This window comes from Parafannyhessea umbonata (assembly GCF_012844235.1).
In the GTDB taxonomy this organism is placed as follows: Bacteria; Actinomycetota; Coriobacteriia; order Coriobacteriales; family Atopobiaceae; genus Parafannyhessea.
In genome coordinates, this window is record NZ_JABAGR010000005.1 from 32,910 (window position 1) to 47,337 (window position 14,428).

A 14,428-nucleotide genomic window follows, 5' to 3' on the forward strand; every position below is an offset into this window, starting at 1 on the left:
CGGGTCGCAACGTAAGCCAGCCTCGGCGGAGGCGCGCGCTCACTACACGAGTGCCAACACCGTCTGCGGGGGCGCGTAAGAAGGCGGTACACACCGTGGAAGAAATGCCAAAGAACTACGACCCGCAGACCGCGGAGCCCGAGCTCATCAAGAGCTGGATCGACGCGGGCTGCTACCAGCGCAGCAAGGGAGTGGGCGACTGCACCGTCGTCATCCCGCCCCCCAACGTCACGGGCATCCTGCACATGGGCCACGCCATGGACGACACGATCCAGGACACGTTCATCCGCTACAACCGCATGCGCGGCCGCTCCACCCGCTGGATCCTGGGCACGGACCACGCCGGCATCGCGACGCAGACCAAGGTCGACAAGAAGCTCAAGAGCGAGGGCATCTCTCGCCTGGAGATAGGGCGCGAGAAGTTCTTGGACGCGTGCTGGGACTGGACCCATGAGTACGGCGGGACCATCGTCAGCCAGATCAAGCGCATGGGCTGCTCCATCGACTTCGACGACGAGAAGTTCACGATGTCGCCGGAGTTCAGCCGCGCGGTGCGCAAGGTGTTCTGCGACTGGTACCACGACGGCTTGATCTACCGTGGCAAGCGCATCGTGAACTGGTGCCCCAGCTGCCGCACGGCCATCAGCGACGACGAGGCGGAGTACCACGATGAGCACGGCCACCTGTGGTTCTTGCGCTACCCGCTCACGGAGTCCGTCGACGGCATCGAGTACGTGACCGTGGCCACCACCCGCCCGGAGACCATGCTCGGCGACACCGGCATTGCCGTGAGCCCGCAGGACCCGGACAAGCAGAAGCTCGTGGGCAAGACCGTCATGCTGCCGATCGTGGACCGCGAGATCCCCATCTTCAGCGACTGGCACGTCGACCCCAAGTTCGGCACCGGCTTCGTGAAGGTGACGCCCGCGCACGACCCGAACGACTACGCGATGGGCCAGACGCACGACCTGCCGCAGATCAACATCTTCGACGAGACGGCCCACGTGGTCGACGGCTACGGCGAGTTCAGCGGCATGGACCGCGACGAGTGCCGCGAGGCCGTCGTGAAGTGGTTTGACGAGCATGGCCTGCTCGATCACATCGAGGACCTCGAGCACTCCGTCATGCACTGCTATCGCTGCGACACCGCTCTCGAGCCGTGGCTGAGCGAGCAGTGGTTCGTGGCCGTGGACAAGCTGAAGGAGCGCGCGACCGAGGTCGTGAGGGACGGCGAGATCAAGTTCCACCCGGAGCGCTGGACCCAGACGTACCTCACGTGGATGGACAACCTGAAGGACTGGTGCATCAGCCGCCAGCTGTGGTGGGGCCACCGCATCCCGGTGTTCTACTGCGAGGACTGCGGCTGGGAGGACGCCCTCATGGAGGACACGGACGTGTGCCCGAAGTGCGGCGGCCACCACGTGCACCAGGACCCCGACGTGCTGGACACCTGGTTCAGCTCGCAGCTGTGGACCTTCGCCACGCAGGGCTGGCCCGACCACCCCGAGCAGATGGAGGGGCACCACCCCACGAAGGTGCTCGTGACCGCCCGCGACATCATCGCGCTGTGGGTCGCGCGCATGATCATGAGCTCGCTGTACTTCACGGACGAGGTCCCGTTCCACGACGTGTACATCTACGCGACGATCCTGGCCAAGGACGGCAGCCGCATGTCCAAGTCCAAGGGCAACGGCGTTAACCCCATGGACCTGATGGCGAAGTACGGCGCCGACGCCATGCGCTTCAACCTGCTGACGCTCATCACCAACAACCAGGACGTCAAGTTCGACGCTAACATCAACAAGAAGACGAAGGAGCTCATCGACAGCCCGCGCACCGAGCAGGCGCGCTCCTTCGTGACGAAGATCTGGAACGCGAGCCGCTTTGTCCAGATGAACCTCGCGGGCTACGTGCCCGGCGCCCCCAAGGCCGAGACGCCGGAGGACGCGTGGATGCTCAGCCGCCTCGCGAAGGTGGTGGCGGAGTCCACGAGGCAGCTCGAGGACTACGAGTTTGGCGACTACGCACGCAACATCCAGTCGTTCTTCTGGAACGAGGTGTGCGACTGGTACATCGAGCTGTGCAAGGGCCGCCTGCTTGACGGGACGCCCGAGGAGAAGCTGCAGGTCCAGCGCAACCTCGTCTTCGTGCTGGACGCGTCGATGCGCCTGCTGCACCCGGTGATGCCGTTCGTGACGGAGAGCGTGTGGGACAAGCTGCCGGCAAGCGGCCTGGACGACCACTCCGCCAAGTTCCTGATGGTCGCGAAGTGGCCCGAGCCCGATGACTTCGCGAAGTTCGTGAACGACAAGGCCGAGCACGACTTCGACCTCGCGAAGCGCGTGGTCTCCGCCGTGCGCTCCACCCGCGCCCGCTACCGCCTGTCCCCGAAGGTCGAGCTGGACGTCGCGGTGCGCTCCTCCGCGGAGGACGCCGCGGTGCTCGAGGCCCAGCGCGGCTTCATCTGCTCCGTCGGCCGCGTGGACCAGCTCGCCCTTGGCCACGAGCAGCAGAAGCCGGAGGGATCGGTCACGGTGGCCGACGGCACGCTCGAGATCTTCGTGGCGCTCGGTGGCCTCGTCGACCTTGCCGCGGAGGCGAAGCGCCTGAGGAAGGAGCTCGAGAAGGCCGAGAAGGACCTGAGCTCCGTGAGCAGGACCCTCTCCAACGAGGGCTTCGTCGCGAAGGCGGCACCTGCCGTCATCGAGAAGAAGCGCGCGCAGCAGGCTGAGCTCACGACCACGATCGAGCAGCTTAAGGGCCAGATCGCGGACTTCGAGTAGCATTGGTGCGCTGCCGCGCGTGATAGCGTGACAAGAACGGGGCGGTCGCTGGCATGGTGCCGGCGGCCGCCCGTTTGCATGGCTCTTCTCGCCCGCGCGCGGTGCGGGAGCCGTGCTACGGCTGCTGAGCCAGGCCTGCTGGCTACGCCTGCTGCGGGCGAGGGTAGAACTCCCAATACAGCGCAGGGAGCGGCGGGCGATGCCTGCCGCCGGCGTCCACGAGCGCGCCGTCGCGAATGAGGTACGCGCCGTCGCAGACCTCCTCCAGGTCGTTCAGGAGGTGGGACGACATGAAGACGCAGCGGCCCTCTTCCGCGTACGCGCGGACCTGCTCGTTCGCGAGCTGTCGGTTCGTAGGGTCGAGCGCGTTCATGGGCTCGTCCAGCAGCAGGACCGGCGCCTGCGTCGCGAGCGCGACCGCGACGGCAGCCTGCTGGCGCATGCCCTGCGAGAGCGTGGCGATGCGCTTGCGCCTGAAGCCATCGGCCGCCATGTCAGCGAGCGTGTCGCGTTCCGGCACGCAGCGCCACAGGCAACGCACGAGCTCGATGGTCTGGTCGGGCGTCAGGTGGTCGTACAGCACGGAGCCGGCGCCAGGCAGCAGGAAGACGGACCTGCTCCACGCGGCCTGGCTGCGCGGGCTGACGCAGCCGCCGCCCGCCGCCGCCACGGCCACGGCATCGACGGACGTTGCGCGCGGGCGCTGCGGGACGCCCGCGAGCGCGGCAAGGAGCGTCGTCTTGCCATATCCGTTTGGCGCGACGAAGCCCACGACGCCGCCGCTCGCAAGGGAGAGTGCGCCTGTCACGAGCGGCTGGTTCTTGGTGTAGCCCACGCTGACATCGCGTGCCACGAGCAGCCGTCCCCTGGGGATGGCCTGCTCCGATGCCGCCTTACGCGCATGGCCGTAGGACCTCGCGAGCGCGGCCGACCTCGCGAGCACGCCGGCCAGCCCCATGAGCGCGATGAGCACGGCGATGGAGAGCGCGCCCCGCGTCGCGTTCGCGCCTGCTATGGGTATGGCGTTCTGGGCGCCAATGCCGCCGAGCCTGCCAAGGATCCTGTCTGCGGAGAAGTACGTGGACGGCAGGGAGGCTAGCGCGTCCGGGAAGATCGCGCCCAGGTCATAGTAGTCGTCCAGGCACGGCGGCACCAGAAGCGCGATGCCGGCGGCCATGACGGCAGGCGCCCGCAGCGAGGTCGCGAGGTGGCAGAGCGTGCCCAGGCAGAACCCCGCAATGAGGAAGAACCCCGCGTACCGCACGAGCTCGCGTCCGAGGGTCGTCCTCACGAGCACGTCGTCCTGCCAATAGATGATGGGGTAGGCGAGGTCACCCACGCCGTTCCTGATGACGCCCAACACAAAGGCGGGAAGCATGGGGACGAGCGAGAAGACGAGAGCGAGCAGTGCGCCGAGGCATCCCAGGTACAGCCACATGCCGGCGGGGGAGAGCGGTGCGTGTGAGAGGAGCCTGGACGATGCGTTCTCCCGCGCGATGACCCACAGCAGGGCAAACGGCGCGAGCAACAGAACGGGGGAGGGCAGCGCCCCAAGGTAGTATGCGACCAGCATTAGCCCGGGCATGTCGTCCGTTCCCTGGTACAGGGCGGGCGAGCTCAGCTTGCACACCGCGTTCAGGAACGTGGTCGTGAAGGAATACAGCCTTCGCGTGTCCGGGTCCGACGACCGGCCCTGGGATTTCCGCTCCTTGATCCCCCGAAGCTCGTAGCTGCGGACCTTGCGGCAGTATTCAGCCGGGTCCGTCTCTTCGATGATCGACTCGAGCCTTCTGGCCTGTCGGTGTTCCGCATCGCTTATGGTTCCGCCTTGGTGAAGGAGAAAGCTGTACGTCTCGTAGTACCTGTCCACCGAGTAGTTGTACGCGCTGTCTGTGGCAAACGGCACGAGCGTGGCGAGAAGGACGGCCCCCGCGATCGCGGCGAGCATGGCCAACGCCCAACGCCTTCTGGACAGAAGGAGGTAGGACCTGAGGTAGGGAACGCGAGGCATGGCGGTTCCTCCCGGCGAGATCGCGCGTTGCAAGAAGGTGCTCGCCCCACGTGGGACGACTGCCTGCGCCACATGATAGGCGTTATCCTTCGCCTGCCCGTCATGCCGCACGAAGTGGCTGGCAGGTGGTACCAAGGTGGGGCGAGCGGCCTCGTTTGCGCACAATTGCCCGCGGCAACGTCGAACGAATTCGCACATCGCGATGTGCGAATTCCCGCGTTTTTGCGTTCTCGCAGCTAGTTGGTCTGGAGGGGTTCATCGCACACGGTCGCACATCGCGATGTGCGATTTTTTGAGCGCGTCCGCGCGCCGCCAATGTGACGCCGACCGCATTCCCCGCTCGCCAGGCGTGCCCTGCCGTGCGCGGCCGCGCGCTCGATTAACAGATTCGAAAGTTTGCCAACTTGCGGCGCGGCCGCGCCGCTCCTTTTGTAGAGTGATTAAAAGCTTGTTGTGTGCCGATGCATGGCCGCGCGCTGCGGGCGCGGCTGGCGGGGGAGGTTTGCCCATGCACAAAGAGTTCCTGATGGGAAACGAGGCGATGGCACTGGGTGCACTCGCCGCCGGCGTGGACGTGGTGGCGGGGTATCCCGGCACGCCCTCGACGGAGATCATCGAGACCGTCGCGAAGCGCAACCCCGGCGACGTGTACGTGGAGTGGTCCGTGAACGAGAAGGCCGCGCTCGAGGTGGCGGCCGGCGCGTCGTACGCAGGCGCACGCTCGCTCGTGACCATGAAGTGCGTGGGCCTGAACGTGGCGGCCGACCCCCTGATGAGCCTGGAGTACATCGGCGTCAAGGGCGGCATGGTCATCGTGGTCGCGGACGACCCCGGTCCCATCTCGTCGCAGACCGAGCAGGACACGCGCACGTTTGCCCAGTTCAGCAAGGTGCCGTGCCTTGACCCGTCCGGCATCGCGGACGCGTACCAGATGATGCGCGACGCTTTCGCGCTCTCAGAGGAGCTCCACAGCCCCGTGTTCCTGCGGCCGACCACGCGCGTGGACCACGGGTATGAGGCGATCGACGTCCTCGAGCCAGAGGACTACCTCAGAAGCGACCCCGAGGGCTTCGTGAAGGACTCCTCCAAGTGGGTCATCTTCCCGCGCCTCTCCGTGCAGGCGCACGCGCGCATCGAGCAGAGAAACGCCAGGCTCTCGCACGAGCTGGGCTCGTACGCCGGAAACTTCGTGGATTGGGAGGCGGGCCACGGCGCCGCAACCCACGCCGGCGCTGCAACCCCCGCCGGTGCCGCAACCCATGCCAGCGCCGCGGCGCCGCGCCCTTCTCGCAAGGCAATTGCGACGCACGGCATCAACTACCAGTACGTTCGCGAGAACCTTGCCGAGGGCGAGTGCCGCGTGCTGCGCGTGGCGACGCCGTTCCCGTTCCCGGACGACCTTGCGCTCGAGTTCCTGGACGGCGTGGACGAGGTCCTGTGCGTGGAGGAGCTCGACCCCGTGATCGAGCGCGCCCTCACGGCGCTCGCGGGCAGGCACCACCTGGACGTGACGGTGCGCGGCAAGCTCTCCGGCGACGTGAAGCCGTCCGGAGAGAACTCCGTGGAGTACGTGGGCCAGGTGCTCGACGCGTTCCTGGGGCGCGACGTCGCCTGCGGCGCTGGCTGGCCTGATCCGCCGCAGCTTCCCGTGAGGCCGCCCGTGCTCTGCGCCGGCTGCCCGCACCGCGCGAGCTTCTATGCGGTCAAGCAGGCCATGCGCGGCAAGAAGACCATCTACTGCGGCGACATCGGCTGCTACACGTTGGGAAACGCCCGCCCGCTCGACATGTGCGACACCTGCCTGTGCATGGGCGCCGGCATCAACATCGCGCAGGGCGTGGGCCGCGTGGAGCCCGACACGCACTGCTTCGCTTTCGTGGGCGACTCCACGTTCTTCGCGTCCGGCATCACGGGCGTCGTAAACGCGTTCTACAACCAGGCCAACATGACGCTCTGCGTGCTGGACAACTCCACCACCGCCATGACCGGCCACCAGCCGCATCCCGGCACGGGCCGTACGGCCATGGGCGAGAAGGTCACCCCCGTGAGCATCGAGCGCGTCCTCAGGGCAATCGGCCTTACCGTGGTCGAGACGGTGGACCCGCTCAACCTGCAGGCGACGGTGGAGACCGTCGCGCGCGTGGACGCGGAGCCCGGCGTTAAGGCCATCATCTTCAAGAGCCCGTGCGTGTTCCTGTACAAGCCGGGCGCGCAAAGCCACGTGGACCAGGCGCGCTGCGTGGGCTGCCAGCGCTGCGTGAAGCAGCTGGGCTGTCCCGCGCTCGTGCCGCAGGCAGACGGCAAGGTAAAGATAGACGACTCGCAGTGCACGGGCTGCACGCTGTGCGAGCAGGTGTGCCCGTTCGACGCGATATCGGGAGGCTGTGCGTATGAGGCGTGACATCGTGTTGTGCGGGACGGGCGGCCAGGGCACGGTGCTCGCGTCCCGCCTGCTTGCGACGGCGGCCATGCGGAAGGGGCTTCCCGTCAAGACGGCAGAGACCATTGGCATGGCGCAGCGCGGGGGCTCCGTCCTCAGCCACGTGCGCGTGGGCAAGGGCGTGGCTTCGCCCCTGGTGGGCAGCGGCCGCGCGGACGTCATCCTCGCGTTCGAGCCGGCGGAGGCCGCGCGCCAGCTGCACCTGCTCAAGCCCGACGGCGCCGTCGTCGTGAGCGGGCGGCCCGTCGTGCCGGTATCGGCCGTCACGGGCGGCCCGGCGTACGACCTCGATGCCGTCATGGGCTACCTGGAGGGCGCCGTCAAGAGCCTCACCGTGGTGGACGCGGACGCCGCCGCGCGCGAGCTTGGCTCCACGAAGGTGCTGAACGTGCTGCTGCTGGGTGCGGCCGCGCGCACGGGCGCGCTCGGCTTTTCCGTAGAGGAGGTGCGCGCCGCCGTGCACGACGTGGTGCCGGAGCGCTTCCTCGCGCTCAACGACCGCGCGCTCGACTACGGCGCCTCGCTGTAGCACGCCGCCGCGCCGTACAAAGACCACCCAACCGGGAGGAAAGATGCAGATAAGCGACACCCAGCTCGAGCTCGTCAACACGCAGATCGCGCGCCTCCGCGCGTCGGACAACTTCTACGGACGCCGCCTGAAGGAGGCCGGGATCTCCGGCGTGGCAGACGCCGACGACTTCGGGCGCCTGCCCTTCTCGTCCAAGCAGGACCTCCGCGAGGCGTATCCGCTGGGCCTCGCCGCGGTCCCAGAGGAGAAGATCGTGCGCATCCACTCGAGCTCAGGCACCACGGGCACGCCGGTCATCGTCCCGTACACCGCGCGCGACGTGGAGGACTGGGCCACGCAGTTCGCCCGCTGCTACCAGATGGCCGGCGTCACGAACCGCGACCGCGTGCAGATAACGCCCGGCTACGGCCTCTGGACCGCGGGCATCGGCTTCCAGGCCGGCGCGGAGAAGCTCGGTGCCATGGCCATTCCCATGGGCCCCGGCAACACCGAGAAGCAGCTCCAGTTCATGATGGACATGCAGTCCACGGTCATCTGCGCCACGTCCAGCTACGCGCTGCTGCTGGCGGAGGAGGTGCAGAAGCGTGGCCTCCGGGACGGGATCTGCCTGCGCCGCGGCGTCATAGGGTCCGAGCGCTGGGGCGAGAAGATCCGCCGCCGCATCAACGAGGGCCTCGGGATCGAGTCGTTCGACATCTACGGGCTGACGGAGGTGTACGGTCCGGGCATCGGCATCAGCTGCAGGGAGAACGACGGCATCCACTACTGGGACGACTACGTCTACATCGAGGTGGTGGACCCTGCCACCGGCGAGCCCGTGCCGGACGGCGAGTGGGGAGAGATCGTCATCACCACGCTCGTGAAGGAGGGCGCGCCGCTCATCCGCTTCCGCACGCACGACCTCAGCCGCATCATCCCCGGCCAGTGCCCGTGCGGCAGCCGCTTTCCGCGCATCGACACCATCCGCGGCCGATCGGACGACATGTTCAAGATCCACGGCGTCAACGTGTTCCCACGCCAGGTCGAGGAGGTTATCGCGTCGTTCCCGCAGCTGTCGAGCGAGTACCAGATCCGCCTGTCTCACCTGGAGGGGCGCGACACCATGCGCCTGTACGTGGAGACGGACGGCACGCAGAACTTCCTCGCGCTCGCGGACGAGGTGGCGCACGAGTGCCGCAACCGCATAGGCTTCACGCCGCTCGTGAAGATCGTGGAGCTGGGCGTGCTGCCGCGCAGCGAGAAGAAGACGCGCCGCGTGTTTGACGAGCGCTACGATTAGCGGCAACGCCGCGGACGTTGCGCGATGTAGTGAGCTTGTGCGCAACCTGCACAAATGCCCATCGCGCGCGGCGCCCGCGCGCAGTCTGTTACAATCTTCTGCGATGCTGCAGCTTCCTGCGAGCGCAAGCCGGGAAGCACGTATGTCAAATAAGAAAGGTCACTAAGACATGTCTGAGCTTCTCGACCAGCTGATTACGCCCGAAGTCCGCATGGTGCTCTACCTCATGGTTGCGTGCCTTGTCATGCTCTACATCCTCTCCATCGTCTACGTCATCCGCGACGCCCAGCGCCGCGGGGCGGAGCCTTGGTGGCTGTGGGCCGTCATCTCCATCATCCCCATCGTGGGCCTTCTGGCGTACGTGATCCTGCGTCCCAGCTCCTACCTGGTGGACCGCGAGGAGCAGGACCTGGACATCGCGCTTCGCGAGCACCAGCTCAGCCACTATGGCATCTGCCCCAAGTGCGGCGCGCCCATCGACCGCGACTTCGTGGTGTGCCCCATCTGCAACACCCAGGTGCGCAACGTCTGCCCCACCTGCCACCGCCCGCTGAACGCGGACTGGAAGGTGTGCCCGTACTGCCGCACCCGCATCCAGTAGCGCGACATCCGATAGCGTCGCACAAGGAAGTCACCTGCAAGGGCACCGCGCAAGTCGCGGTGCCCTTTTCGTGCCGGGTGCATGGCCGCCTCGCGTGCCTGCGCATGTGGCTTTTGGCTGACGCGGAGGTCGCGGCCACATATCGCACGAAGCTGTTGTAAAGTAGTCACGTCTGTAATTGGTTTGCGAACGGCCGTGGGCCGTCGGCAAACGCAAGTCGTGCCGTCAGGCACGGGGGAGTCGTCAGGTCATGCGTTCGAACAGTGACGAGTACAGGTTCTGCCCACGCACGCGCGCGAGTCGCGCCAACGCGAACGGTATTCCCACCACCACTACGACGACTATCTAGGCGCCTGTCCTTTCGATGGGACGGCCACGCGCCGTCTTGCGGCAGGCGCCGCGCTGCGTTGACCCCAGGGCTTCGGCCGGGCGCGCACGCTCTTCTCCCTTGGTATGAGCAAGGTCATCACACGGCACTTACATCATTTCACGGCAATGTCTGAGGGCGGGACCCATGGCGGGCACGCCCCACACACGAAAGGTTGCGAGCATGAAGGTTCTTTACAACGACGGTCACGTGGGAGAGGTTCCCGCCGACGAGGAGCTCCACGTACTTCGTCACTCCGCGGCGCACATCATGGCGCAGGCCATCAAGCGCCTGTACCCCCAGGCGGACTTCGCGTACGGCCCCGCCACGGACAACGGCTTCTACTACGACATCGACCTTCCCGAGGGCACCAAGATCTCCGAGGACGACTTCCCGGCCATCGAGGACGAGATGCGCAAGATCTGCAAGGAGAACCTGAAGTTCGAGACGTACGAGCTCCCGCGCGCGGAGGCCATCAAGCACATGGAGGAGCGCGGCGAGAAGTACAAGGTGGAGCACATCGGCGACCTTCCCGAGGACGCGCGCATCACGTTCTACAAGCAGGGCGAGTACGTTGACATGTGCGTGGGCCCGCACATCCTGTACACGAAGGCGCTGAAGGCGTTCAAGCTGACGGGCGTCTCTGGCGCGTACTGGAAGGGCGACAGCAAGAACAAGATGCTCACCCGCGTCAACGGCGTCGCCTTCCGCAACAAGCAGGAGATGGACGAGCACTTTGCCCTGCTGGCGGAGGCCGAGAAGCGCGACCACCGCAAGATCGGCCAGGAGATGGAGATCTTCATGATGAACGAGGCCGGCCCCGGCTTCCCGTTCTGGCTGCCCAACGGCATGCGCATCCGCAACTCCCTCATGCAGTACTGGCAGGAGATGCAGGACAAGTACGGCTACGACCAGGTGCAGACGCCGATCATCCTCTCGCGCAAGCTGTGGGAGACCTCCGGTCACTGGGACCACTACAAAGAGAACATGTACACCACGAAGATCGACGACGAGGACTACGCGATCAAGCCGATGAACTGCCCCGGCGCGTGCCTCATCTACAAGAGCAAGCCGCGCAGCTACCGTGACCTGCCGCTGAAGCTCGCCGAGGCCGGCATCGACCACCGCCACGAGCTGAAGGGCGCGCTGCACGGCCTGTTCCGCGTGCGCGAGTTCCAGCAGGACGACGCCCACCTGTTCATCCGTCCGGACCAGATCACGGAGCAGGTGACGGACGTCGCGCACCTGATCACGGCATACTACGCGCAGTTTGGCTTCCCGTACCGCGTGGAGCTGTCCACCCGCCCGGAGAACTCCATGGGCTCCGACGAGGACTGGGAGCGCGCGGAGGAGGGCCTGAAGAAGGCGCTCGAGGCCATGCACGTGGACTACAAGCTCAACCCCGGCGACGGCGCGTTCTACGGCCCCAAGATCGACTTCCACCTGGAGGACTGCCTGGGCCGCGAGTGGCAGTGCGGCACCATCCAGCTCGACTTCCAGCTGCCGCACAACTTCCAGCTTGAGTACGTGGACAAGGACGGCACCAAGAAGCAGCCGATCATGATCCACCGCGCGGGCTTCGGCAGCTTCGAGCGCTTCATCGGCATGCTCATCGAGCAGTATGCCGGCAAGTTCCCCACGTGGCTCTCGCCCTGCCAGGTCAAGGTGCTCCCCGTGAGCGAGAAGACCCGTGACTACGCGAACGAGGTCGCGCAGACGCTGCGCGACGCCGGCGTCCGCGTGAAGGTGGACGACCGCGACGAGAAGATCGGCTACAAGATCCGCGAGGCCCGCTCCGTGGACCGCGTCCCCTACATGCTCATCCTGGGCGAGAAGGAGAAGGAGGCCGGCAACATCAGCGTCCGCGACCGCGCGACGAACGAGACCACGCAGCGCGACCTTGCCGACTTCGTGAAGGACATCTGCGCCGAGATCAAGGAGCGCCGCGGCTAGGGCAGCGCGACACCATCTTGGCAAGACAGGGGCCGTCCCGCGGGGCGGCCCCTTTTGCGACGGCGGCACACGTGCGCCACGGGGGCGAAACGCGCCGGGAGGGGAGAGCGATGGGACAGGAGCAAACGCGCACGGACGCGGCACGCATGGACGCGCCGCACGCCGGGCGAGAAGGGCGCGACGCCTTGGCGGGGGAGACCCTGCGGGACGCCTGCCGCACCTTTGCCCGGGCCCTTGGCGGCCGTAGCCGCGCGTGGGTCGTTGCGGCGCCGGACGTCGCGGACGTGGCACGCCGGCTGGGAATCGACCCGACGGCCGTGGCGGAGCCCCTCGGCGGGACGCCCATCCGCATGCGCGACGTGCGGACGCTGGCGCGCCGCCGTGACGAGGCGCCCGTCGCCGAGCGCATTCCGCTTGCGGTTGACGTGAGCCTGACGTCCGCACTGGGATGCCCCGCCGGCAGGCTGGGGGCGGACGTTGCCCTCGCCTCGCTCGACCGCGTCGTCTGCCAGTCCGGCTGCGGCATGGCGATGGTGGGCCTCCGCCGCGAGGCCCTGCAGGGAAGGGATGGCTGCGCCGGCATGGCGGACGTGGCGTCTGCGCTGCCCGTGCCGGACGGGCAGCGGCTGCGCGCGCTTGCGGCCGGCATGGCGACCTTCGACGAGCGCCGCCGCCGCGCGAACGACGTCGCGCAGGTCATGGCGGCATACCTGCGCTGCCACCCCGTGGTGCGCGACGTGCGCTACCCCGGCCTCACGGACGACCCCTCGTACGAGGCCGCGGCCGCGAACCTGGAGGACGGCTTCGGTCCCGTCGTCGACGTGCTCGTGGATGCGGACGTCGCGTGGCGCGCGGTGGACCAAAGCGTGGACGGCTCCGTCGACCTGTGCGGACGATACGTGCCCGGCGCCACGGCAAGCCGCGTGCAGCGCCTGGCCACGGCCGCGGGCGGCGCGTGGCTCAGGGTCGAGTGCGGCTGTGGGGACGCGAGGGAGCTCGTGGCCGCGGCGGAGGCTCTTCTCCGCCCGTAGGCCCTGCGGCCATCGTAGTGGATGGACGGCCCCGTGCCCGTCCGTATCAGACGTTACGCGCGCCTGTCGTAGCGCGCGAAGTCAAATGCGACGCCCGCCTTCGTGACGCCGCCGTCCTCGCGCTCGGCGAGCACCCACGAAGGGTCCTCGTCCAGGTTCGGGAAGAACGCGTCCGCGCCGGGCACCACCGTGTCGTTTCTTGTGACGTAGCAGCTGGAGCAGCGGGAAAGAAGGGCGCGGTACAGCGACTCGCCGCCTATGAGCCACACGCGAGCGTCCGCGGACGTCGCGTCGAGCGCCGCCTGCGGAGACGTCACCACGTCCACCGTCGTGCCCGCGGGGAGGTCCTCCGCCTTGGGCGGCACGTAGGCGGCGTCGTGCGTCACGATCACGTTGCGGCGGCCCTTGAGCGGACCTCCCGGGAAGCTCTCGTAGGTCTTCCGGCCCATGACGCAGGTGCAGCCGCGCGTGAGCTCCACGAAGCGGTGCATGTCCGCCTTGTTGCGGACCAGCAGCCTGCCGGCTTTACCGATGGCCCAGTCGCGCGTGACGGAAACGATGGCGTCCATGGTCCTCCTAGATCGCTATGGGAATGTCCTTCACCTGCGGGCCGTGGCTGTAGCCCTCCACGATGAGGTCGTCGGTCGTGAAGTCGTAGAAGTCGTGCACGTACGGATTCAGGCGCACCTTCGGGGCGGGGTAGGTCGGCCTGCTGATGAGCTCGCGCACGATGTCGACGTGGCGGTCGTAGATGTGGGCGTCCGCGATCATGTGAACCAGCTCGCCGGCGTGCATGTCGCTCACCTGCGCCACCATCATCAGCAGGATGGCGTACTGGCACACGTTCCAGTTGTTCGCGGCAAGCACGTCCTGACTGCGCTGCACCAGCACCATGTTCAGCGTGGGCTTGTCGTCGCCGGGCCGTTCCGTCACGTTGTAGATCGCGTTGTACGCGCACGGGTACAGGTGCATCTCGGACAGGTCGGAGAACGTGTACAGGTTCGTCATGATCCTGCGGCTGAACGGGTTCTCGCGCAGGTCCTTCAGCACGCGGTCCATCTGGTCGAAGTCGCCGTCCGCGTAGTGGCTCACCTGGGCCACCTGGTAGCCGTACGCCTTGCCGATCGACCCGTCCTCGTCTGCCCACTCGTCCCAGATGTGCGGCTTCAGGTCGTGGATGTTGTTCGACTTGCGCTGGTAGATCCACAGGACCTCGTCCATGCAGCTCTTTAGCGCCGTGCGCCTGAGGGTGAGCGCGGGGAACTCCTCGCGCAGGTCGTAGCGGTTGCACACGCCAAACTGCTTTATGGTGTACGCCGGCGTGCCGTCCTCCCAGTGCGGGCGGACCTTCTGTCCCTCCGTCGTGGTGCCGTTCTCGATGATGTCCCGGCACATGGAGATGAAGATGTCGTCAGCCTTGCTCATGCGTGCCTC

The 14,428-nt window shown here is 67.1% G+C and carries 10 protein-coding genes; 7 read left to right on the forward strand and 3 right to left on the reverse strand.

Features of this window, described 5'->3' with window-relative positions; all coding sequences use genetic code 11:
- Window positions 1-95 precede the first annotated feature (95 nt).
- The gene (locus HF885_RS05890; RefSeq protein WP_170103996.1) at window positions 96-2,783 is read left to right on the forward strand and encodes a valine--tRNA ligase; all 2,688 of its coding nucleotides are present in this window, start codon (window positions 96-98) and stop codon (window positions 2,781-2,783) included.
- Between the two features lie 142 nt (window positions 2,784-2,925).
- On the opposite strand, the gene HF885_RS05895 is transcribed toward HF885_RS05890, so the two are convergent.
- Window positions 2,926-4,794, reverse strand: coding sequence for an ATP-binding cassette domain-containing protein (locus HF885_RS05895; protein WP_170103998.1), 1,869 nt, complete (start codon window positions 4,792-4,794; stop codon window positions 2,926-2,928).
- Between the two features lie 508 nt (window positions 4,795-5,302).
- Between HF885_RS05895 and HF885_RS05900 the strand changes: the two genes are divergently transcribed.
- From HF885_RS05900 to HF885_RS05925, 6 genes are all read left to right on the forward strand, one after another.
- The gene (locus tag HF885_RS05900; protein ID WP_170104000.1) at window positions 5,303-7,195 is read left to right on the forward strand and encodes a thiamine pyrophosphate-dependent enzyme; all 1,893 of its coding nucleotides are present in this window, start codon (window positions 5,303-5,305) and stop codon (window positions 7,193-7,195) included.
- Window positions 7,185-7,763, forward strand: a complete 579-nt coding sequence (locus tag HF885_RS05905) for an indolepyruvate oxidoreductase subunit beta (protein WP_170104002.1) — start codon at window positions 7,185-7,187, stop codon at window positions 7,761-7,763. The genes HF885_RS05900 and HF885_RS05905 overlap by 11 nt, the downstream gene beginning before the upstream one ends.
- 43 nt (window positions 7,764-7,806) lie before the next feature.
- Entirely contained in the window at window positions 7,807-9,042 is a 1,236-nt protein-coding gene (locus tag HF885_RS05910; protein ID WP_170104004.1) for a phenylacetate--CoA ligase family protein, read from the forward strand.
- Window positions 9,043-9,211: 169 nt separating this feature from the next.
- The gene (locus HF885_RS05915; RefSeq protein WP_090846166.1) at window positions 9,212-9,643 is read left to right on the forward strand and encodes a zinc ribbon domain-containing protein; all 432 of its coding nucleotides are present in this window, start codon (window positions 9,212-9,214) and stop codon (window positions 9,641-9,643) included.
- Between the two features lie 550 nt (window positions 9,644-10,193).
- Entirely contained in the window at window positions 10,194-11,963 is a 1,770-nt protein-coding gene (thrS, locus tag HF885_RS05920; RefSeq protein WP_170104006.1) for a threonine--tRNA ligase, read from the forward strand.
- A 110-nt stretch (window positions 11,964-12,073) separates the two neighbouring features.
- The gene (locus tag HF885_RS05925; protein WP_170104008.1) at window positions 12,074-12,994 is read left to right on the forward strand and encodes a PLP-dependent transferase; all 921 of its coding nucleotides are present in this window, start codon (window positions 12,074-12,076) and stop codon (window positions 12,992-12,994) included.
- 53 nt (window positions 12,995-13,047) lie between these two features.
- Here HF885_RS05925 and HF885_RS05930 read toward each other — a convergent pair whose 3' ends face one another.
- Both HF885_RS05930 and thyA read right to left on the reverse strand, forming a co-directional pair.
- Complete coding sequence (locus HF885_RS05930; RefSeq protein WP_170104009.1) at window positions 13,048-13,563, reverse strand: dihydrofolate reductase; 516 nt, start codon at window positions 13,561-13,563, stop codon at window positions 13,048-13,050.
- Between the two features lie 7 nt (window positions 13,564-13,570).
- Window positions 13,571-14,419, reverse strand: a complete 849-nt coding sequence (gene thyA / locus HF885_RS05935; protein ID WP_170104010.1) for a thymidylate synthase — start codon at window positions 14,417-14,419, stop codon at window positions 13,571-13,573.
- Between the last annotated feature and the right edge of the window lie 9 nt (window positions 14,420-14,428).

Excerpts from the sequence above, each read along its gene's own strand:
- HF885_RS05895 (WP_170103998.1), bottom strand. The coding sequence starts at position 4,794 with ATGCCTCGCGTTCCCTACCTCAGGTCCTACCTCCTTCTGTCCAGAAGG.
- HF885_RS05900 (WP_170104000.1), top strand. The coding sequence starts at position 5,303 with ATGCACAAAGAGTTCCTGATGGGAAACGAGGCGATGGCACTGGGTGCA.
- HF885_RS05905 (WP_170104002.1), top strand. The coding sequence starts at position 7,185 with ATGAGGCGTGACATCGTGTTGTGCGGGACGGGCGGCCAGGGCACGGTG.
- HF885_RS05910 (WP_170104004.1), top strand. The coding sequence starts at position 7,807 with ATGCAGATAAGCGACACCCAGCTCGAGCTCGTCAACACGCAGATCGCG.
- HF885_RS05915 (WP_090846166.1), top strand. The coding sequence starts at position 9,212 with ATGTCTGAGCTTCTCGACCAGCTGATTACGCCCGAAGTCCGCATGGTG.
- thrS (WP_170104006.1), top strand. The coding sequence starts at position 10,194 with ATGAAGGTTCTTTACAACGACGGTCACGTGGGAGAGGTTCCCGCCGAC.
- HF885_RS05925 (WP_170104008.1), top strand. The coding sequence starts at position 12,074 with ATGGGACAGGAGCAAACGCGCACGGACGCGGCACGCATGGACGCGCCG.
- HF885_RS05930 (WP_170104009.1), bottom strand. The coding sequence starts at position 13,563 with ATGGACGCCATCGTTTCCGTCACGCGCGACTGGGCCATCGGTAAAGCC.
- thyA (WP_170104010.1), bottom strand. The coding sequence starts at position 14,419 with ATGAGCAAGGCTGACGACATCTTCATCTCCATGTGCCGGGACATCATC.